This window comes from Burkholderia sp. AU4i (assembly GCF_000466765.1).
Classification (GTDB): domain Bacteria; phylum Pseudomonadota; class Gammaproteobacteria; order Burkholderiales; family Burkholderiaceae; genus Burkholderia; species Burkholderia cepacia.
On sequence record NZ_ASSI01000012.1, the window covers coordinates 15923 to 35426 of the forward strand.

Here is a 19504-nt window from a genome sequence, read left to right on the forward strand (position 1 = left end):
GCCTGATGTCGGCGCGCGGCATCGGGCTGCGCCAGATATGGGACGTGCGCGCGCTGCTCGACAGCGGCGCGCCCATGCAGGTGCTGCCCGGCGTCGCGCAGCCCGCGAACGTGTGGGCGGTGTATCCGGCACGGCTGGCTGCGTCGGCGAAGGTGCGGGTGTGCGTCGACTTTCTGGCGGACGTATTCGGCCGCATGGCCTGGCCGGCCGTGTTCGGTGTCAACCTCCGCTATGTCACGGCCGTCGTATCGTCAGGCCACGCTGCCGAGGCGCGTCGCTGAATGGCCGCATGCGATGAACGCCATCCTGGTACCTGATTGACGATTGCAGGAAGATCGTCTTTTGTCATACGACAAAGGGTTCACGCTCCCGGACAAGTTCGCGTGGCCGCGGGCGATTTGCGTCAGACAGGACCGTCTTCACGGGGCAGCGCGAATTCTCAGGATCGAAACATTCCGACATGTAGGCCGTCGGGAACTCACGATTCGTGATCCATAGCATTTTTCACCCCACCGGCTCGGCCGCAAACCACGCGCAGAGTCGAAACGCATTTCCTCTCCCCCTGCCGGCATCGATGATCCATGGAGCCGGTACCACGCTGCATCGTCGCCCCGCGTTTCTTTGGCGTTACGTTTTTTTTGCGTTGCGACGTCCTCCTCCTTCGTCTGTTGCCGTCCCGCTTCGGTGGAATGGTGCCTGGCATCGTTAATGCATGCGTGGTCGGTGTGATGAGCAAAACGAGGGCCGCAACTGCACGCTCGACATACGCATCGGGTGTCTGCCGTTTGCGGGTGCAGTCGCGGTCATCACAGGGCGACGTGACCGACGCCCGTGGCGGTTCCGTCGTCACGCAAGTGACGATGCGTGGCGCAATTCGTACGAGGTTGTTTCAGGCATCGACATCCCCCAGGGTTCGCGATCCCCAGACATTCAATGCTCAGGCCAGGCGTTGTTCCGATGACAGACCCCCGGTTTTCGCGCAGAGACCAGTGAAAGGAGTTCTCCAATGAAATCCCCACTCAAGCTTGCCGTGGCATGTGCAGCGATCTTGTCCGCGACGGCATTGATGAGCCCCGTTTGCAACGCGGGAGCGTCCGGTGCTTCCGCCTCACACAAACGCGTCGAGCCGCCACCGCGCGCGGCCGTCGTGACGGAGATCGTGCCAGGCGTGCCGGAAGAAGAGAAGCGGAATGCCGAGCGCGAGCATGGCAGGGAACCGAACTTCAACGAAGGCAAACATCGTCGGGCCAACGGCGACATTCAGCGCGATTAAGCACGAAGGAGATCACAATGAAAAAGCTCGTTCTCGCATGGGTGCTGGTGCTCGGATTCGCATTCGGCCAGATGCCATCCTCCGTGCTCGCCCAGACCACCACGGCGAACGTCCTCGTGCTCTATGACGCCCCGCCGAACGACCCGTACACGAAGCTCGGCATGGCTTACGCGATCATGCTGCGCAACCTGCTTGGCCATTTCAACACCAACGTCACGCTTGCGCCCGTCGACAGCTATACGGCAGGAACCGTCGAAAAGTACCAGGCGACTTTCTATCTGGGGAGCTATTACAACAACACCCTTCCTGCCGCATTTCTGTCGGACGTCGCCAAGACGTCGAAGACGGTCGTCTGGTTCAAGGACAACCTGTGGGAAGTCGCGTGGGACCCGTCGTACAACTTCACGGCCCGCTACGGATTCACCTTTAGCGGGATCAGCGGGCTGGCCTACGCGCCGACCAGCAGCAACCCGAACCCGGACTTCTTTGACACGGTGCTCTACAAGAACATGAGCATGGTCAAATACTATGCGTTCAACGCGAGCACCGGCGTCGTCAGCGCGGACCCCGACATCGGCGTCACCGCGGTGTCCGATGCGACGAAGGCCAGTGTACTCGTCACCATCAAGGACAGTCAGACCGGTGCGCAGGCGCCCTATGTCATGCGCGCGGGTAATTTCTGGTACTTCGCCGACATGCCGTTCTCGTACATCGGGCCGCGCGACCGGTACCTGGTGATCTGCGATCTGCTGCATGACATTCTCGGGACCAACCAGCCGGTGCTGCATCGCGCGATGGTGCGTCTGGAAGACGTCAACGCGTTCACGACCTCGGCGTCGATGAAGACGCTGACCGACTACATGTATTCCAAGAATATTCCGTTTTCGATTGCAACCATCCCGCTGTACGAAGATCCGCTCGGTGCCTATAACGGCGGTGTGCCGCTGATCGTACACCTCGCGCAGGCGAGCAGCCTGAAGCAGGCGCTCAATTACGCGCTGATCCGGGGCGGCAGTATCGTGATGCACGGTTACACGCATCAATACAATTCGACGCCGAACATCGACAACGCGGTCAGCGGCAATGACTACGAGTTCTGGCTGGCGACGCAGAACCGTCCGGTGGACGAAGATTCGACACAGTGGGCATCGAACCGTCTGAAAGCGGGCCTGCTGGAACTGTCGACGAACGGCTTTGTTCCCTTTGCGTGGGAAGCGCCGCACTACCAGTCGTCGCCCCTTTCGATCAAGGCCGTTCCGCCGCTGTTCAAGACGACGTACCAGCGGGTCGTCTACTACACGTCGGATCAGCCGAACCTGAATTCGACCGCGCCGAATCACGATTATTCGGTCGGGCAATTCTTCCCGTACATCATCAATTCCGACTATTACGGGCAACGGGTGCTGCCCGAGAACCTCGGGAACGTCGAATACAACATCTGCAGTATCGATCCGTTCTCGTGCCTGTCCTACACGTGGCAGGATCTCTACACGAATGCACAGTACGCGCTGACGGTTCGGGATGGTTTTGCGTCCTTCTTCTTCCATCCGTTCTGGCTCGAGCCCGACCTCGGCACGCCCGGGTTCCAGGATTTCCAGAGCCTGGTGAACGGGATCACCGGTCTCGGCTATCAGTGGGTCGCCGGGAATGGCGTCAAGTAGATGATTCCGGATTCGGGAGCGAGCCGGGGAACCGGGCTCGACTCCCTCACCGGGTTCGATGGCGCCACGTTTCGCTTCGTCGGAACGAACGGGACGCGGCGCACGGTCGTTTCGCATGGACGTCGCCGTCGGTCGGAGGCGACGTCGCGCGGATCGATCGCGGTGCCGGTTATGCCGCCGACAGCACGATCGACACGCCCGTCGCCGTATAGACCGGCGTCGCCTTGAAGCCGTCGACGGTCACCGTCGCGAATTTCGCCGCGCCCGCTGCCGCGTCGATCAGTGCGATGGTGTCGCCGGCCTTCGGCGCATAACCGTTCACGAACTTCACGTGCAGCGTGCCGCCCGCGACGGTGAACGCGCCGCCCACGCGCAGGCGGCCGCCGCCGTTGCCGTCGATGTCGAGTTCGAGCGTCGTGTTGTCGAGCTGCGTATAGCGCGTCGCGATCGTGACGGGCGCACCCGCCGCGATCCGGATGCCGCCGCCGGCGCCGACATACACGTCGCCGTTGCCGAACGCCGTCGCGGACGCCGCGGCGAGCGTGCCGCCGCTGACCTGCGTGCCGCCCGTATAGCTGTTGTTGCCCGCCAGCGTCAGCGCGCCGCTGCCTTGCAGCGTCAGCTTGCCGGTGCCCGCGATGTCGTTGCGCCACAGGTCGGCGGCGTTGAGGCCGCCCTTCGACGCATCCATCGCGACGATCACGTTGCCGTTGAATGCGCCGTAACCGTCGGCGGCGGCGAACAGGTTAAGCCGGCCCCAGCCTTCCGCGTCGTCCATCACCGGGTAGCCGGACGGCAGCTCGGTGGTCTTCAGCACGACGCGCCGCTGATCCGCGCCCAGGTACGGGAAACGCGTCTGCAGCAGGATCTCCGCCCCCTTCGGCACGACCGGCGGCGCGCCGGTCGCGTCGAGCGCGCCGAACCCGTAGGTCATGCGGCGCGCGAAGGCCGCCTTGTTCGTCGCGTAATCGGCGAAGCGGTCGGTCGCCGTCGTGCCCGAGCGCGCGAATGCCGGGAACGTCGAATCGGTCGTGCCGGTGAGCTGCTGCAGCGTCTGGTGCGCCTGCCCGTAGGCGGCCTGCGCGTCGTTCGCGTATGCCGCGAGATTGGCCGCGCTGATCGCCAGCGCGAGCATGCGCCCGCCGATCACGTCGAGCGGCGAGTGCATGCCGGCGAGGATGCGGTTCTCGCCGAGTTCGAGGCCGCGGCTGACCATTTCCTGGTAGCGCTCCGGCACGAGCCACGCCATCGTCACGGCGTCGCGCATCGCTTCCGCCTGATGGCCGCTGATGAACCCGCCGTCGGTCGCGGGCGTCGTGCTTTCCGCCGGCACGAGCGTGGGAGCGACGACGACGCTCGTGCTCCAGCGGTACGGCCGCGCATACTTGTAGAAGCGTTTCGCGGGTTCGGTCGACGCGTTGTTGCCCATCTCGTTGAGCAGGTCGACGACCTTCCCGAAGCTCGCGTTCGCGCTGCCGCCCACACCCACGTTGTTGCCCGTGTCGTTGTACAGGACGGTCGTCGCGTCGGCCGGCACGCTGGTGATGCTGGTCGTCTGCTGCGCGGCGGTGCGCCATGCCGAGGTGAGCGGCCCCATGCCGTCGGTCACGCTGTAGCCCTTGCCGCGCCGGTCGTCGTAGTACGCGGCGTCGGCTTGCTGCGGCGTGCGTGCGGTCGTCGCGTTGACCACGTATTGCACGTTCGCCTGCAGCACCGCGTCGTTCAGGATCGTGCCGCACGGCGTGCCGTTGCCGGGCAGCCCCGTGCAGGTCGACGGCGAAATGGCCGGAAACGCGCCGTTGGCCGGCGCGCTCACGCCCGCATCGACGAGCATCGTCGCCGGCTGCCACAGGTCGAGGAAGCGGCTCACCACGCGTACCGCGGCGTTCGTCGACAGCGTGGCGTAACGCGCGTCGCCGCGCTGGTTGGTCGCGACGTTGTCGACGAAGGCGGGCACGCTCGGAACCGGCGCGCTGTCGACGAAACCGGGGTCGGCCGGCGGCGCCGGCATGGCCGCGCTGGTCGGGGTGGTCGACGCGACATCGTCGCCGCCGCCGCACGCGGCGAGAACGATCGCGCTCGACAGCGCGGCGACATGCAGCGGGAAACGGCTTCGTGACGCAAACATGCAAGACTCCATCCTGATGGTCAAAGATGGCGAATTGTGGTGACGATTCGTTACGCGGCCGTTAAGGATTTGTTGCGCGCCGTGCTCCGTGCGCGAAAATTCCCACTATCTGGTTAATTCCCGATACTGAACATCGCGGATGCCATTTTTTCTCGCCCGAGACGGATATTGGGCGGCGTGCCGCTACGCGCCGGCCATGCGTGTGGATGGAAAGTCCGGCGGCTTCGATATCGAATGACGATCCCTGTTGCCGCCACGACACGAGGCGTGACAGTGGCCCGGGGCAATCGTTTGTGTGCAACCCGCGGCCAGGAACCGCGACTCGCCCCATGGCCGTCATGCCGAGCGCGCGAGCGGCTCCGTTTCCGCGCAACACACCCGGTTTCTGCCTTCCCGCTTCGCACGGTACAGCGCCATGTCCGCCTGATGCGACAGCGCGTGCACGGAGGCGGGGCGTGCGCGATGGCCGGTCGCGCAGCCGATGCTGACGGTGAACGGCGGAACGGGTTCCGCAAACCCGTCGAGCCGGTTGCGTTCGACCTCGCGGCGAATCGCCTCCGCGACCTTCGCGGCACCGCGTTCGTCGGTGTCGGGCAGCACCGCGACGAACTCTTCGCCGCCGTAACGCGCGGCGAAGTCGCCGCGCCGCTGCGTATGGGCACGGATGCATGCGGCGAGGAACCGGAGCGCCGTGTCGCCGCGTGCATGCCCGTATCGGTCGTTGTACTGCTTGAAGTGGTCGGCATCGATGAACAGCACCGACAGGCTGCCGTCGTGGCCGCGCTGGAGCCGTTCCCATTCGTCGGCCAGCGCGACGTCGAGCGCGCGGCGGTTGTGCAGGCCGGTCAACGGATCGGTGCGCGTGAGGTCGGTGAGCAGCGTCTGCTTGCGAAGGTTGTCCCGCAACGCGAACGCGAGCAGCCAGACGACCGCGCAGAAGAGCGCGCACAGGAGCGACGCCGACACGCCGACCGACCACGACATCCGGATGAAACCGGCCAGCACGTCGGCTTCGGCCGGCGCGACGACGGCGATCAACGGTGTGCCGGGCACCCGCTGGAACGTATAGAGCCGCAGCGTTCCGTCGATGCGCGAATACGCCGCATAAAAGCCCGAATCCTGGTTCAGCATGCGATCGAAGGCTTTCGAGCGGCGCAGGCGGATCATCTGGTGATCGTTCAGCGACGGATTGCGGGCGAGGATGGTGCCGTCCGCGCGCACGATCGCGCTGATGCCGTGCGGCCCGACGTCCAGCCGGGACAGCAGCTGATCGAAATAGGCGAGGTCGATCGCGACCACCGCGATGCCGTTGAACGTGTGGTCCGGCCGTTCGATGCGCCGGGAGAGCGCGATCGATTCCGTGCCGCCGCGCGAGCGTGCACGATAGGCCTCCGACACGTAAAGGCCGACGTTCGGCGAGTCGCGATGGACCTTGAAATAGTCGCGATCGGCGAAGTTCCAGTGATGGGACGGGCCGCAGCACGCGTCGATCAGCTGGCCTTCGCGGTCCGTCACGCCCATCCCCGTCACGTATTGCGCGGCCGCGCGCTGGAACAGCAGGTCGTGCCGCAGCCCGGCGTCCATGCGTCGCACCGCCGGCTTGCCGAGATCGGCGGAGAGTGCGATCAGCGCGTTGTTGGACGTTTCGACGGTCCGCGCGATCTCGCTGACCAGCACGGCGGCGACGTTGCGCGAGGTTTCGTGCGCGTGCTCGACGACTTCGCTTCTCGTGGCCCAGAGCGTGGCCGCGCTGATGCCGATCGCCGCGAACGACATCAGTGTGCCCAGCGCGCCGACGACAAGATGGTTTCGTCCCGCCCAGTCGGCGATTTTCTCGATGGAGGTGGATGCGGACATGCTGGCGCTCGCAGGGGAGGCCCGGCGCGATGAACCGGGCTGCGCTGAAACCCGGGTTAACGGCAGGTCGTCGCGGAAATCGAGGCCTGGATGCAACGCAAGTGGGCGCGGCGCGGCGCGCAAACGTGTGCGTGCCGGGTGCTCGACGGGGCGCGTATCGGCAAGCGCGAGCGGGGGGACGGCTGGCGAAGCGATCGCGTCGCGGGCTCGACGTTCGGTGCGGCGGAACCCGGAACGCGGGCCTGACGCGGTGCCGGCGGTGTCCCGCCCGCGCGATCAGGCCGGCCCGGCCGCGTCCGTCTCCGCGTCGTCCGTCGCCGCCGCGTGGCGCGCGCGTTTCAGCGTATCGGCCAGCTTCTCGATCGCATGCAGGTCCAGCGTATCGAGATGCTCGCGCACCTCCCGCACGAAGGCCGTGTAATCCTGTTCGTCCGCGTACTGGCCGAGCCATTCCTCGATATCGGTGAGCTGCCCGTTGCCGGCGAGCCGGATCAGCGCGTCGAGCGCATCGTCGGGCGGGCAGCCCATCGCGGGCGCGGTGCCGCCCGGCACGACCTCGTCCGCCGCATGAAACCGCCGCACGAGCTCCGATGCCGGCACGAGCACGTGCCCGACGGCCGGCGCGACGATCGCGAACGAGAACGACGTGCCGACGCCGGGCTGGCTCGCGACGGCCAGTTCGCCGCCCATCGCACCGACGATGCGCTGTGCGATGAACAGGCCGAGCCCGGTGCCGCCGTTGACGGCCTGAACCTGCTGGTACGCGCGAAAGATGTCGCGGGTGCCGCTGATGTCGATGCCGATGCCCGTATCGGCGACCTCGAACAGCAGGCGCCATGCGTCGCCTTCGCGCGACGCATGCACCGACAGCGTGACCGTGCCGTCGCGCGTGAACTTCGATGCGTTGGACAGCAGGTTCAGCAGCACCTGCTGCAGCCGCATCCCGTCGATCGACATCGTGCGCGGCAGCGGGCTGGCCGGCCGGTACACGAACCGGTTGTCCTGCTGCGCGCACAGCGCGAGCGCATAGTGGCCGATGTCGTCGAGCAGGCCGGGCAGGTCGGTCGTGTCCGGCGACACGCCGAGCGGCTGCAGCTCGGCTTTCGTGAACGCAAGGAGTTCGTCGATCAGCGTGAGCTGGTAGCGGATGCTGCGGTCGATCGAGCGGATCAGCCGCGCCTGGCCGCGCGTCGCGCCTTGCAGCAGCAGCTTCGCGTAGCCGTTGATCGTCGACAGCGGCGCGCGCAGGTCGTGGCTGACGTAGCCGAGCGTCTCGATCTTCTGCTGCATGTGCGTCGTGACCTGCTGGAGCGCGTCGTTGAGCGCGAGCGTGCGCCGTGCGACTTCGTCGCGCAGGCGATCCTGTTCGGTGAGCTGCCAGTGTTCGAGCCGCTTGCGTGCCTCGGTGCGCTGGCGGCCCACGTGATGAATCCACGCGGCCAGCACCAGCAGGTGCGTGGCAAGCCCGACGATCGCGATGACGGGGTTCGGATAGATGTCGGATTTGAGCCAGGAGAGCACCGGCGGCAACGCGTCGATGCCGTCGAGCACGCGGATCAGCATGTTGAAGGTGGCGAACGCGATCGCGATCAGCATCACGCGGCCGGTCGGCGTGCGGCGGATGGCGAGCCACAGCGCGAGGCTGATGTTGACGATCCCCAGCGCCGCGTTCAGCCGCAGGCAGAACCACGTGAAGGTCAGCAGGTCGCCGAAAGCGGCGCCGGCCGTGCCGACGAACTCGAGCGCGAGGAATGCCATGTAGACCGCGCGCAACGGCAGCCTGGCCTGCTCGCGCCGGGCGACCGTCAGGATGAAGACGATGAAGCAGGCGATCGCGAGGTACACGAAGATGATCTCGCCGCGTGCCGACCACTCGCGCAGCGCGGGCGGCAGCGCCATCGCCGTATAACCGCGGTAGGCCGCTTCGAACAGCGTCGTGCCCAGCGCAAGCCCGGCCAGTACGTAGAACACGCCGCTGCGCGAAAAGAACCCGATCAGCAGCGCGCACCACACGAGCGCGAGCAGCCCGCCGAAGAAACCGAAGTCCCACATCGTCGCGCGCCGTTCCAGCGCATCCCATGCCGCGCGGGTGAATGCCGCCGGCGCGAGCCGCATCTCCTTGCGCGACGTGACGCGGATCAGCACGGGGATGCTTGCGCCGGCGGGCAGCGTGACGTCGAGTGCGGGGTAGCGCGACGGGGGGCCGGCCGTATCTCCGCCGGCGTCGGCGGCCGGGAAGCGGCTGCCGAGCGTCCACCGGCCGTTCCGGCCGACATAGAAGTCGGCATGGTCGACGCGCGCATCGCGAATCGCCAGCACCAGCGGCCGGGCGGCGCTGTCGCGGTTGGTCAGCGTCGCGCTGACCCACCATGCCGACCGCGAAAACGCGATGTTGAACGAGGGCGCGGCCGTCGTGGCCGCATCGTGCGGTCGATCGGCAACGCGCGCGGCGACCTGTGCGGCGGTCATCGTCGTGCTCGTGTCCTCGAACACCGACACGGCTTCCAGTTGCGCGGGGTTCGGCGTCGCTGCCGCGCGGGCCGTCGCGCAGGTGACGGCCAGTGCGATCAGAAGCAGCAGCACCGCGCGCCATCCGGCTGCCCATGCCGCGCTGCGACTACACATCGGGATGATGCCCGCCGGGTGTGGGCGGCGCGCTGACCGCATGGCGCTGGCGTCGCCAGTCGGACGGCGTGATGCCGAAGCGTTCGCGGAACGCCGTCGCGAAATTGCCGGGCGTGGAAAAGCCGATTTCCTCGGCGATGTCGCCGATCCCCATCGACGTCTCCGCGAGGAAATGCATCGCGGCGCGCAGGCGCGTATCGCGCAGGTACTCGAACACGGTCTGGCCGAGCTGGTCGCGGAACACGCGCGACAGCCGCTTTTCGTGGGTGCCGACCTGCCGGGCGAGATCCTCGAGCGCCGGCGGATGGCGCAGGTCGCGCAGCAGGACCTCGGCCGCCGCGCGCACGAGGGCCGCCTCCGGGTTGTCGGGCATCTCGGGCAGGTGCGCGAACGGCTGGCTGCGCCGCGCGCGCTTCAGGTGGTTGCGGATCCGGGCCAGCACTTCGGTCGGCTCGAACGGCTTGACGATGTAGTCGATCGCGCCGGTTTCGAGCCCCGCGATGCGATCCTCGAGATCGCCCGCGGCCGTGAGGATGATGACCGGGATGGACTGCGTCGACGGCGTCGACGCCAGCAGCCGGCACGCGGCGAAGCCGTCCATGCGCGGCATGCGGACATCCATCAGGATCAGGTCGGGCGCGATCGCCTGGGCGCGGTGATACGCCTGCAGCCCGTCGAACGCGACGCTGATCCGGCACCGCGCGGCACGCAGGATTTCGGTCAGGAGCCGCAGGTCGTTCGGGCGATCGTCGACGACAAGAATATGGGCGTCGGCGAGATCCGGCGTGGAGCGAAGCGACGCCGGACTGGACGAGCGGGATGACATGGTGGCGGACGCGGTGGAAGGGTGGTCGGTCGGATTGAAAGCTTCGCTTTCAGCGCGATTGTTGCGAAAAATTATATGTCGACAACAGTACCGATTGTGAGGATTCCGTGCGGCCCGTGTGGGCATATCCGGCGTGGCGCTGTGCGATTTCGGCACCGGCGCTCCGCCGAATGGAATCGGAGTGGAAAAACATGCCGAATTGCATTTTAATATCGGTCTTTATTTCCGGATTTTATCGGTTGCCGAATCGAATTGGCCCGCAGAATGAATTCGAGCGAGTTGTGTCGAGAGACGATGCGTTTCAGTGGGAAATGGATGCGCTGAATCGACGCCCGCCTGATTAATGTCTTTTTGCGGGATGGTCAAGATTTATCTTGGTGAAAACCGTATTTCGGGCGTGAATGTATGAATGTGAATGCCGTCCGCTCGGGAAAAGCTTTTTTCCGCTCTAGAAAAGATGCGTTTGAATGGATGACCGCACACTAGCCCCGGCGCGGTTGGAATCGGTTCTTCGAGGGGAACGGTTTTGCAAGGATTCCTGCCGCTGCCATATTCGGATGGCGCGATATCCAATGTGACATCGAATGATGGCAATTCTCAGGATGTGAGAATGCGACGACGGACAAGAAAATTGGCACGAGGATAATACAAATTTCATAATTTTCCGAACGAGTACGTATAAAAGACAAGCGGAAAGATTGTGAGGTTGGTCAGGGTGTGACGCATCGACCGGAAAAATCGTCAAGAAAATTCGATCGATTAAATCGATGCGGGGGCGTTCGGCAAGTCAGACGCTATTTCCGGAAATCCGGAAAAGCGTTTGACTGCCGGCGGAGAGAGTGAGCGGTTGCGTGCGCAGCCCGGTGGTCTGATCCGTCCGGGCACGATCGCGCAGCGCGTTCTCGAATCAGGCGGGCACGAAAAACATGAATGCGACAGGCATGGCAGGTCAACGCACCGGTTCGAGCGAACCGGGTGCGCATGCTTCATACCCGGGGACCACGCGGCGTCATCCTCCTCCTGAATGAATCGTGACGGGCCGTCCCGGGGTTCGGGTCGGCATCCGTCCATCCTGCGTCTGAACGACGCCTTCCCATGAAATTCGAGGTCGCCGCCGGCTCGGCGCGACGGCACGCGCACGCGGATTCGCGATGCGCGGGGTCGCGCGCCGCCGTCTTTCGCGCGACATCGGCTTCGATGAACCGATAACCGGCGAATGCCGCCGCGCCGCGTGCCGATGCACGCGTGCGGCGTGCAGTCGTGCGATCGCCCGCGCGATCGCGATTACCGAGCAGTGTTGTTCGATCGTTTAGTTAGCTATCCAAAGTGAAGCGCGAAGCGTCGCGGCACGGACGAGGAGGCAGACCGGTGCGTCATCGCCTGCCGTCGCGTTTGCTGCCGCGTCATCCAGCACATGAGAACCGAGGGAACACAAGATGAACAAGTCGTTCAAGTCGATCTGGAACGAAGCACTGGGGGCCTGGGTCGCGGCTTCCGAGCTTGACCGTGCGCGCGGCAAGCGTGTCGCGTCGGCGAGCGGCCCGCGCGAGCATGCGGCGAACGAGGGCGCCGCGCGACGCGCGGGCCTGCTTTCGGCGCCGTCGCCGCGACGGCTGGCCGTGCTGATGGCGTCCACGTATCTTGCGTTGTTCCATGCGGGGGCGCACGCGCAATACGCGCCGGACGGCGGGTCCGCGACCGGCGGTGTGACGTCGATCTCGATCGGCGTCGGGTCGAGTGCCGCGCAGCAGAACTCGACCGCGCTGGGCAACCTGTCGACGGCAGCAGGCGTTTCTGCCACGGCGCTGGGTCCGGGCGCGCATGCGATGGCGGACGGTTCGACGGCCGTCGGCATCAACGCGCAGGCGACCGGCGTCAACAGCGCATCGCTCGGCGTGCAGGCGATCGGTTCGGGCGCATATTCGGTGGCCGTCGGTAATTCGGCGCAGGCGACGCAGACGGGCACGGTGGCGATCGGCAGTGGCGCGACCGCGAACGGCACGTCCGCCGTCGGCCTCGGGAACAATGCAACGGCATCGGGTCAGTATGCGGTTGCGCTTGGACTCGGTGCGGTTTCGTCGGGCATCGGCGGCGTTGCGCTCGGTTATTCGTCGCAGGCGACCAATCAGGGCGCGATTGCGCTCGGCAACCAGTCGACGAGTTCCGGCGCAGCCGGCGTGGCGGTGGGCAGCGGTGCGTTGACGACCGGCAATTCCTCGATCGCGATGGGTGTCAACAGCGGCGCGAAGGGCGCGACGTCGATCGCGATCGGCTGGGGCGGGACGGCCGGCGTACCGGGCTCGGGCACGCAGTCGCTCGGCACCAGTTCGATTGCATTGGGTTCAGCCACGACGGCCGCGGCCAATCAGGCGATGGCGCTCGGCTTGAGCGCGAACGCATCGGGCGTCAGTTCGATTGCGGCAGGCGTACAGTCGACCGCGACCCAGCAATTCGCGGTCGCGCTCGGCAATCTCGCGCTCGGCAGCGGCGTCTCGGCGACGGCCCTGGGCTCGGGGGCGACGGCGTCGGCCACGAATGCGACGGCCATCGGCATCAACAGTGTCGCGGCCGCGGCGTCCACCGTGGCGATCGGCGACAGCAACTCGATCGCGGCCGCGGCAGGCGCGGGGTCGATCGCAGGCGGCAACAGCTCGAAGGTGTTGAGCGGCGTCGGGGCGGTCGCGCTCGGCCTGGGGCAGACGGTCAGCGGCAACGGTGCGGTGGCGATCGGCGACCCGAGCACCGCGATCGGCACCGGCGCGGTCACGATGGGTTCGAACAACACCGCGAACGGCGACGGCGCGGTTGCGATCGGCAATTCGAACATCGCGCAGGGCACGGGCTCGCTCGCGCTCGGCAATACGTCGACGGCAGCGGCAGCCGGTGCGGTGGCGTTCGGCGCATCGGCCGTGGCGAACAATGCAAACGACGTCGCGCTCGGCTCCGGGTCGACGACGGCCGCGCCGAATCCGACGGCGAGCGCGGTGATTGGCGGCGTCACCTACAACTTCAACGGCACCAACCCGACCAGCGTCGTCAGCGTCGGTGCGGCGGGCACCGAGCGCCAGATCACCAACGTCGCGGCCGGGCGCATCAATTCGGCGAGCACGGATGCGATCAACGGGTCGCAGCTCGATGCGACGAACCAGGCGGTCAATTCGCTGTCGACGTCGACCGCGTCGAGCGTCAGTTCGTTGTCGACGGGGGTGTCGTCGTTGTCGACCGGGCTGTCGTCGGCCAATAGCGCGATCACGTCGTTGTCCACGTCGACGTCGACCGGCATTAGCTCGTTGTCGACGGGGTTGAGTTCGACCGACAGCTCGGTGACTTCGTTGTCGACCTCCACGTCGACCGGGTTGTCCTCGGCCAATAGCGCGATCTCGTCGCTGTCCACTTCGACGTCGACCGGCATCACCTCGTTGTCCACGGGGTTGAGTTCGACCAACAGCTCGGTGACTTCGTTGTCGACGTCCACGTCGACCGGGTTGTCGTCGGCCAACAGCGCGATTTCGTCGCTGTCCACGTCGACATCGACCGGCATTACCTCGTTGTCCACGGGCTTGAGTTCGACCAACAGCTCGGTGACGTCATTGTCGACCTCCACATCGACCGGCCTGTCGTCGGCCAACAGCGCGATTTCGTCGCTGTCCACGTCGACGTCGACCGGCATTAGCTCGTTGTCCACGGGCTTGAGTTCGACCAACAGCACCGTGACGTCATTGTCGACGTCCACGTCGACCGGCCTGTCGTCGGCCAACAGCGCGATTTCATCACTGTCCACGTCGACGTCGACCGGCCTGAGCTCGACCAACAGCTCGGTGGCTTCGCTGTCGACTTCGACGTCGACCGGCATCAGCTCGCTGTCCACCGGCCTGAGCTCGACCAACAGCACGGTCACGTCGCTGTCCACATCGACGTCGACGGGTATCAGCTCGTTGTCCACCGGCCTGAGTTCGACGAACAGCACGGTCACGTCGCTGTCGACTTCGACATCGACCGGCATCAGCTCGTTGTCCACCGGCCTGAGTTCGACGAACAGCGCGGTCACGTCGCTGTCGACTTCGACGTCGACCGGCGTCGCCTCGCTGTCCACCGGCCTGAGCACGACCAACAGCACCGTGACGTCGCTGTCCACCGCGACGTCGACGAGCATCGGCTCGTTGTCCACCGGCCTCAGCTCGACGACCAGCTCGATTTCGTCGCTGTCGACGTCGACCTCGACGACCGTCGGCTCGCTGTCCACCGGCCTGTCGAGCACGAACAGCAACCTGACGTCGCTGTCCACCGCGACGTCGACGGGCATCGGTTCGCTGTCGACCGGCCTCAGCTCGATCGCGTCGAACAACACCAACCTCGGCAACAGCACGGCCGGCGCGATCGGCGGCGGGGCCACCTACGACCCGACGACCGGCACGATCTCCGCGCCTTCGTACGTGACGTACAACAGCGACGGTTCGACGACGGTCAACAACAACGTCGGTTCGGCGATCGACAACATCAACGCGCACGGCATCAAGTATTTCCACGCTAACTCCACGGCGCCGGACAGCCAGGCGCTCGGGCTCGACAGCGTCGCGATCGGCCCGAACGCGGTCGCGAAGGTGGACGGCAGCATCGCGCTCGGCGCCGGGTCGGTGTCCGATCGCGCGACGGTGCCGGCGTCGGGGACCATCCGCAACGGCAGCGCGTCGATTCCGTTCAACACGACCGACCAGACGCTGCTGGGCGCGGTATCGGTCGGCGACGCGACGAGCAAGACGTATCGCCAGATCACCAACGTCGCGGATGGCACCGGCCAGCAGGACGCGGTGACCGTGCGGCAGCTGGCCGGCGCGCTGCAGTCGTTCGCGGTCACGACCACGAAGTACTTCCACGCGAACTCGACGGCCGTCGATTCGCTCGCGGTCGGCGCGGAGTCGGTCGCGGTCGGCCCGACGACGGTGGTCAACGGCGACAACGGCGTGGGGATCGGCAACGGTGCGATCGTCGATGCCACCGCGCCGGGCGGCGTCGCGATCGGCCAGGCGGCGAGCGCCGCGCAGGCCGATGCGATGGCGCTCGGCAGCGGCGCGACGGCCACCGGCGCGCAGTCGGTCGCGCAGGGTGCCAACGCGGTCGCGGCGAGCGTCGGCAGCGTCGCGCTCGGTTCGGGCGCGCACGCCACGGCAACCGATGCGCTCGCATTCGGGGCCGGGGCGTCGGCGACGCTCGCGAACAGCATCGCGCTCGGTTCGGGTTCGCTGACCACTGTCGGTGCGCAGGCGAACTACATCGCGTACGGCCTGAGCAGTCCGCAGTCGTCGGCCGGCGAAGTCAACATCGGCAACCGGCAGATCACCGGCCTCGCGGCCGGCAAGAGCGGCACCGATGCGGTCAACGTGTCGCAGCTCGACTCGGTCGCCAACCAGTTGACGACGCTGATCACCCAGCGCACGTCCAACCTCGGCGGGTCGTACACGACGAACCCGGCCGGCACGAACGTGCCGCCGGGCTCGACGGGGCCGAATTCGTCGGCGGGCGGCTCGGGCGCGGTCGCATCGGGCTCGAACAGCACGGCGGTCGGCAACGGGTCGCTGGCGTCCGGCAACGGATCGACCGCGATCGGCGTCGGCTCGACCGCAACGGGCAACGGGTCGACCGCGATCGGCACGGGCAGCAACGACGGCGGGCGCTCGAACGTCGTCGCGGTCGGCTCGGCGGAGTCGGCGCGCCAGGTCGTCAACGTCGCGGCCGGCACGCAGGGCACCGACGCGGTGAACGTGAACCAGCTGAACGCGGTATCGAACCAGTTCACGCAATCGCTGAACACGGTCAACAACCAGCTCACGCAGATGCAGCAGCAGATCCAGCAGACCGATTCGATGGCGCGCGACGGGATTGCCGCGACGGCCGCGATGGCGTCGATCCCGCACATGGACCGCGACTCGAATTTCGCGATGGGGGTCGGTACGGCGAGCTTCCTCGGCCAGAAGGCGATGGCCGTCGGCATGCAGGCGCGCCTCACGGAGAACCTGAAGGCGACGCTGAACGGCGGTTTCGCCGGCAGTCAGCGCGTGGTCGGCGCCGGTATGTTGTATCAGTGGAAGTGATCCGTGCGCGGCGAACCGTTCCGGCGTGCAGCGCCGGAACGGTTCGCGCTGAACGAGAACGCATCCGCATGCGGCCGCACTGCCGCGCCGCATGCGCGATATCGAACCGATTTTCGGGAGTGAATCAGTGAAGAAAACCTCTCTTGCCCTGCTCGTGTCCGTGGTCTCCCTGGCCGCCTGCTCGAGCGCGTCCGGGCCGACGTTCAATGCCTACGAACTGCAGCCGAGGAACGGCGTGCGGACGTTTCGCGTCGATTGTCACGGCATCCTGTCGAGCGAAAAGACCTGCATGAAGGTCGCGACGCGCATGTGCGACACGCAGCCGGTTCGGCGGGTCGATTCGGAGGCGCCGTTCCGCGACGGCGCGGATCCGCGGTCGATCGAGTTCCAGTGCGGCGCGGCACCCGCGCCGCTTCCGGCGCCGGTGGCGGCGGCACCGGCCGCTGCGGAAAAGGTCAGCCTGACCGGCGACACGTATTTCGCGACCGACTCCGCAACGCTGACGCCCGCCGCGCGCGCTTCGCTCGACGCATTGCTGAACCGTCAGGCGGACCGGCATTTCTCGTTGCTGAAGGTGACCGGCTATACCGACTCGGTCGGCTCGGATGCACACAATCTGGCGCTGTCGATGCGCCGCGCGGAGGCGGTCGGGTCGTATTTGCGCGAGCATGGCGTGAACGCGGATTCCGTGACGGCCACCGGAAAGGGGGACGCCGATCCGGTGGGCTCCAACGAGACCGCCGAAGGGCGGGCGAGCAATCGACGCGTGGAGATCCTGCTGCAGAAGTAGCGGGTGGGGGCCGCGAATATGTCGCGCCGAACGGTGCGCGTGCGACGCTGGTCGATCCGACCGACGTGCTCGCGCGCCAATGCGTGGCGTATGCGACGGCTGCCGGTGCCTGAACTCGAGGTCGGGTGACCCCTTCGGCCGCGCCGCCTTCGATGCGGCGGCCGGCGGGTGTCCGATGTGCCGCGTGGTTCGGGCGGCGCAGGCGTGGATCAGCCGATGCCGGTCTTGTGCGATTCAACGACGACCGCGCACGTGACGAAGCGGTTTCCCGAGGCCGACAAACCGGGCGCCCGGTAGCGGGCGCCACGTCAGTGTCTGAGCACGCAAACAGCGACGATTTCGTATCCGGGGTCGGCATGCAGGTGCGCCGCCATTTCCGCTTCCTCATACGAACGAAACGACGTGGCATCCTCAACCGCCGGTGCCATGCCGATATCGCCATCCTCGGCGGTGCACAGGAACTGCTCGCCGGTCTTCACGACATAGACGGACAACATGATTCCCTCCATCGTTTGCAGGGGGAAATTTCAGTCTAGCAGGCCGGAAAAGGGGCTCGGGCGGTTTGCAGCGCCCGTTTCCGCGAGGCTGTCGCCGGAGGGTTTGCCGCGTCGGATGTCAGCCTGGCATGCGACGGGAGCGGAAAGCCGTGCACAATACCGGCATGCAGACCCCAGATCTCGAACACCTCGTCACCGTCACCATGCCCTTTGGAAAGTACAAGGGCCGACTCATTGCCGACCTGCCCGGGCCTTACCTCAACTGGCTGGCTCGCGAAGGATTCCCGCGCGGCGAAATCGGCCGGCAGCTTGCGCTGATGCATGAAATCGACCACAACGGCCTGCGCGACTTGCTGGAGCCGTTGCGCAAACGCGGATAGCGTCGCTCGGTGCCGAACGGCTTCGCATGCGGCAGCGGCGCTGGCCCGCGCGCACCTACTGTGTTGCCGTTGCTGACATAGAATGGAAAGCGTAGTCGACGGCACAAAGAGGTGCCAACATGAGACGCCTTTATTTCCTCGTACCCGATACGCAGATGGCCAAGGCCATCGTCGACGATCTATTGCGCGCACGTATCATCTGGCGCCATATCCACGTCCTCGCCGATCACAGCGTCACACTCGATCAGTTACCCGAAGCATCGTTGCTGCAAAGCAGCGATGTCGTGCATGCGCTCGAGCGCGGCGTCGCGCTTGGCGGCGCGGCGGGTGCACTGATCGGCCTCGTCGCGCTGGTATTTCCCCCGGCGGAACTCGTGATCGCGGGCGGCGCCGTTGTCGGGTTGACGCTGGCGGGAGCGGGTTTCGGCGCGTGGACCGCCGCGATGATCGGCATCGCCGAGCCGAACGCGCGGCTCCAGCGATTTCGCGAGGCCATACAGGAAGGCCAGATCCTGATCATGGCCGATGTGCCGGCATTGCGAGAGCAGGAAATCGAGGAGATGGTCGCCAGACATTTTCCGACGGCGGACCTGGAAGGCGCCGAGCCCACGACACCGATCTTCCCCTGACGCGCGACAGCAAGCCGGCCTGCCCGATACCCGGGTTCATCGACGCATTTCGTCGAACGCACGGCCGCGCGCGGAGAAGGGCGTTCGCACGTTGCGCCCGCAACCCTGCTTCCGGATCGCTCGAGTGACGCAGGCCCGACGCGCGTGACGCCCTCGGAACCGAAGCGCCGACGTCGAAGCGTCGGCAAGGAGGTCGTATGGAACTGCACATGCAATCGCACCATTGGGCGCGTCGGACGCCGGACTGGGTCGCCGCCGCCGTGGCCGGTCTCGCAGGCGGTGCGCTGGTGATCGCGCTGGAATTCGTCTGGTCGACACTCGTGCTCGGCTCGAGCCCGTGGCAACCGACGCACAAGATCGCGGCGATGGTGATGGGCCGCAGCGCGCTCGGCCAGATGACGCAATTCAACCTTGAAATCGTCGCGATGGCGCTGCTGCTGCACTACGTGCTCGGCGCGATCATGGGGGTGATGCTCGCGGCGATCATGGCGCCGTTCCGCCTCGATTCGAGCGTGGGCATGGAAGCCGCCATCGGGCTGGCGTTCGGGATCGTCGCGTATGGGTGGAACTTCTACGTCATGACGGCCGTGTTCCCGTGGTTCGTCTCCGAGCGGGGTGCCGGGCCGTTGCTGGCCAACCTGTTGTTCGGCGTGGTTGCGGCCATCACCTACGGCAGGCTCGAGCGAGTGCGCAAGCACAACGTGGACGACTGATACATCGCGTTTCCCGCCGCGCCGATCCTGACCACC

The 19504-nt window shown here is 66.3% G+C and carries 12 protein-coding genes and 1 pseudogene; 8 read left to right on the forward strand and 5 right to left on the reverse strand.

Annotated elements, in window-relative coordinates; all coding sequences use genetic code 11:
- Positions 1-5 precede the first annotated feature (5 nt).
- The 3 genes and pseudogenes from L810_RS01330 to L810_RS01335 form a co-directional block, all read left to right on the forward strand.
- Positions 6-281 (forward strand): annotated as a pseudogene (locus L810_RS01330) (hypothetical protein); the annotation flags it as partial.
- A gap of 725 nt (positions 282-1006) precedes the next feature.
- On the forward strand, positions 1007-1273 hold the full coding sequence (locus L810_RS46800; protein ID WP_124467537.1) for a hypothetical protein: 267 nt from the start codon (positions 1007-1009) through the stop codon (positions 1271-1273).
- Between the two features lie 17 nt (positions 1274-1290).
- Complete coding sequence (locus tag L810_RS01335) at positions 1291-2934, forward strand: DUF2334 domain-containing protein (RefSeq protein ID WP_021156537.1); 1644 nt, start codon at positions 1291-1293, stop codon at positions 2932-2934.
- Positions 2935-3103: 169 nt separating this feature from the next.
- Here the strand turns inward: L810_RS01335 and L810_RS01340 are convergent, their stop codons facing one another.
- The 4 genes from L810_RS01340 to L810_RS01355 form a co-directional block, all read right to left on the reverse strand.
- On the reverse strand, positions 3104-5062 hold the full coding sequence (locus tag L810_RS01340; protein ID WP_021156538.1) for a phosphatase PAP2 family protein: 1959 nt from the start codon (positions 5060-5062) through the stop codon (positions 3104-3106).
- Between the two features lie 336 nt (positions 5063-5398).
- On the reverse strand, positions 5399-6919 hold the full coding sequence (locus tag L810_RS01345) for a sensor domain-containing diguanylate cyclase (protein WP_021156540.1): 1521 nt from the start codon (positions 6917-6919) through the stop codon (positions 5399-5401).
- 276 nt (positions 6920-7195) lie between these two features.
- On the reverse strand, positions 7196-9544 hold the full coding sequence (locus L810_RS01350) for a sensor histidine kinase (protein WP_042972773.1): 2349 nt from the start codon (positions 9542-9544) through the stop codon (positions 7196-7198).
- Entirely contained in the window at positions 9537-10370 is an 834-nt protein-coding gene (locus L810_RS01355) for a response regulator transcription factor (protein ID WP_021156543.1), read from the reverse strand. The genes L810_RS01350 and L810_RS01355 overlap by 8 nt, the downstream gene beginning before the upstream one ends.
- A gap of 1436 nt (positions 10371-11806) precedes the next feature.
- Here L810_RS01355 and L810_RS01360 point away from each other — a divergent pair.
- Together L810_RS01360 and L810_RS01365 are read left to right on the forward strand one after the other, a co-directional pair.
- Positions 11807-16459: a YadA-like family protein gene (locus L810_RS01360; RefSeq protein ID WP_021156546.1), complete on the forward strand. Its 4653-nt coding sequence runs from the start codon at positions 11807-11809 to the stop codon at positions 16457-16459.
- 127 nt (positions 16460-16586) lie between these two features.
- On the forward strand, positions 16587-17249 hold the full coding sequence (locus L810_RS01365) for an OmpA family protein (protein WP_021156548.1): 663 nt from the start codon (positions 16587-16589) through the stop codon (positions 17247-17249).
- Positions 17250-17557: 308 nt separating this feature from the next.
- On the opposite strand, the gene L810_RS01370 is transcribed toward L810_RS01365, so the two are convergent.
- Entirely contained in the window at positions 17558-17746 is a 189-nt protein-coding gene (locus L810_RS01370) for a hypothetical protein (RefSeq protein ID WP_021156550.1), read from the reverse strand.
- A gap of 164 nt (positions 17747-17910) precedes the next feature.
- Between L810_RS01370 and L810_RS01375 the strand changes: the two genes are divergently transcribed.
- The 3 genes from L810_RS01375 to L810_RS01385 all read left to right on the forward strand — a co-directional run bounded on the left by L810_RS01375 (position 17911) and on the right by L810_RS01385 (position 19468).
- Complete coding sequence (locus tag L810_RS01375) at positions 17911-18126, forward strand: DUF3820 family protein (RefSeq protein WP_027792801.1); 216 nt, start codon at positions 17911-17913, stop codon at positions 18124-18126.
- 119 nt (positions 18127-18245) lie between these two features.
- Positions 18246-18755, forward strand: a complete 510-nt coding sequence (locus L810_RS01380; RefSeq protein ID WP_027792800.1) for a hypothetical protein — start codon at positions 18246-18248, stop codon at positions 18753-18755.
- 197 nt (positions 18756-18952) lie between these two features.
- Positions 18953-19468, forward strand: coding sequence for a hypothetical protein (locus L810_RS01385; protein WP_021156553.1), 516 nt, complete (start codon positions 18953-18955; stop codon positions 19466-19468).
- Positions 19469-19504: the final 36 nt, after the last annotated feature.

Bases quoted from the DNA above. Each gene is read 5' to 3' on its own strand.
- L810_RS46800 (WP_124467537.1), top strand. From the start codon at position 1,007: ATGAAATCCCCACTCAAGCTTGCCGTGGCATGTGCAGCGATCTTGTCC.
- L810_RS01335 (WP_021156537.1), top strand. From the start codon at position 1,291: ATGAAAAAGCTCGTTCTCGCATGGGTGCTGGTGCTCGGATTCGCATTC.
- L810_RS01340 (WP_021156538.1), bottom strand. From the start codon at position 5,062: ATGTTTGCGTCACGAAGCCGTTTCCCGCTGCATGTCGCCGCGCTGTCG.
- L810_RS01345 (WP_021156540.1), bottom strand. From the start codon at position 6,919: ATGTCCGCATCCACCTCCATCGAGAAAATCGCCGACTGGGCGGGACGA.
- L810_RS01350 (WP_042972773.1), bottom strand. From the start codon at position 9,544: ATGTGTAGTCGCAGCGCGGCATGGGCAGCCGGATGGCGCGCGGTGCTG.
- L810_RS01355 (WP_021156543.1), bottom strand. From the start codon at position 10,370: ATGTCATCCCGCTCGTCCAGTCCGGCGTCGCTTCGCTCCACGCCGGAT.
- L810_RS01360 (WP_021156546.1), top strand. From the start codon at position 11,807: ATGAACAAGTCGTTCAAGTCGATCTGGAACGAAGCACTGGGGGCCTGG.
- L810_RS01370 (WP_021156550.1), bottom strand. From the start codon at position 17,746: ATGTTGTCCGTCTATGTCGTGAAGACCGGCGAGCAGTTCCTGTGCACC.
- L810_RS01375 (WP_027792801.1), top strand. From the start codon at position 17,911: ATGCAGACCCCAGATCTCGAACACCTCGTCACCGTCACCATGCCCTTT.
- L810_RS01380 (WP_027792800.1), top strand. From the start codon at position 18,246: ATGAGACGCCTTTATTTCCTCGTACCCGATACGCAGATGGCCAAGGCC.
- L810_RS01385 (WP_021156553.1), top strand. From the start codon at position 18,953: ATGGAACTGCACATGCAATCGCACCATTGGGCGCGTCGGACGCCGGAC.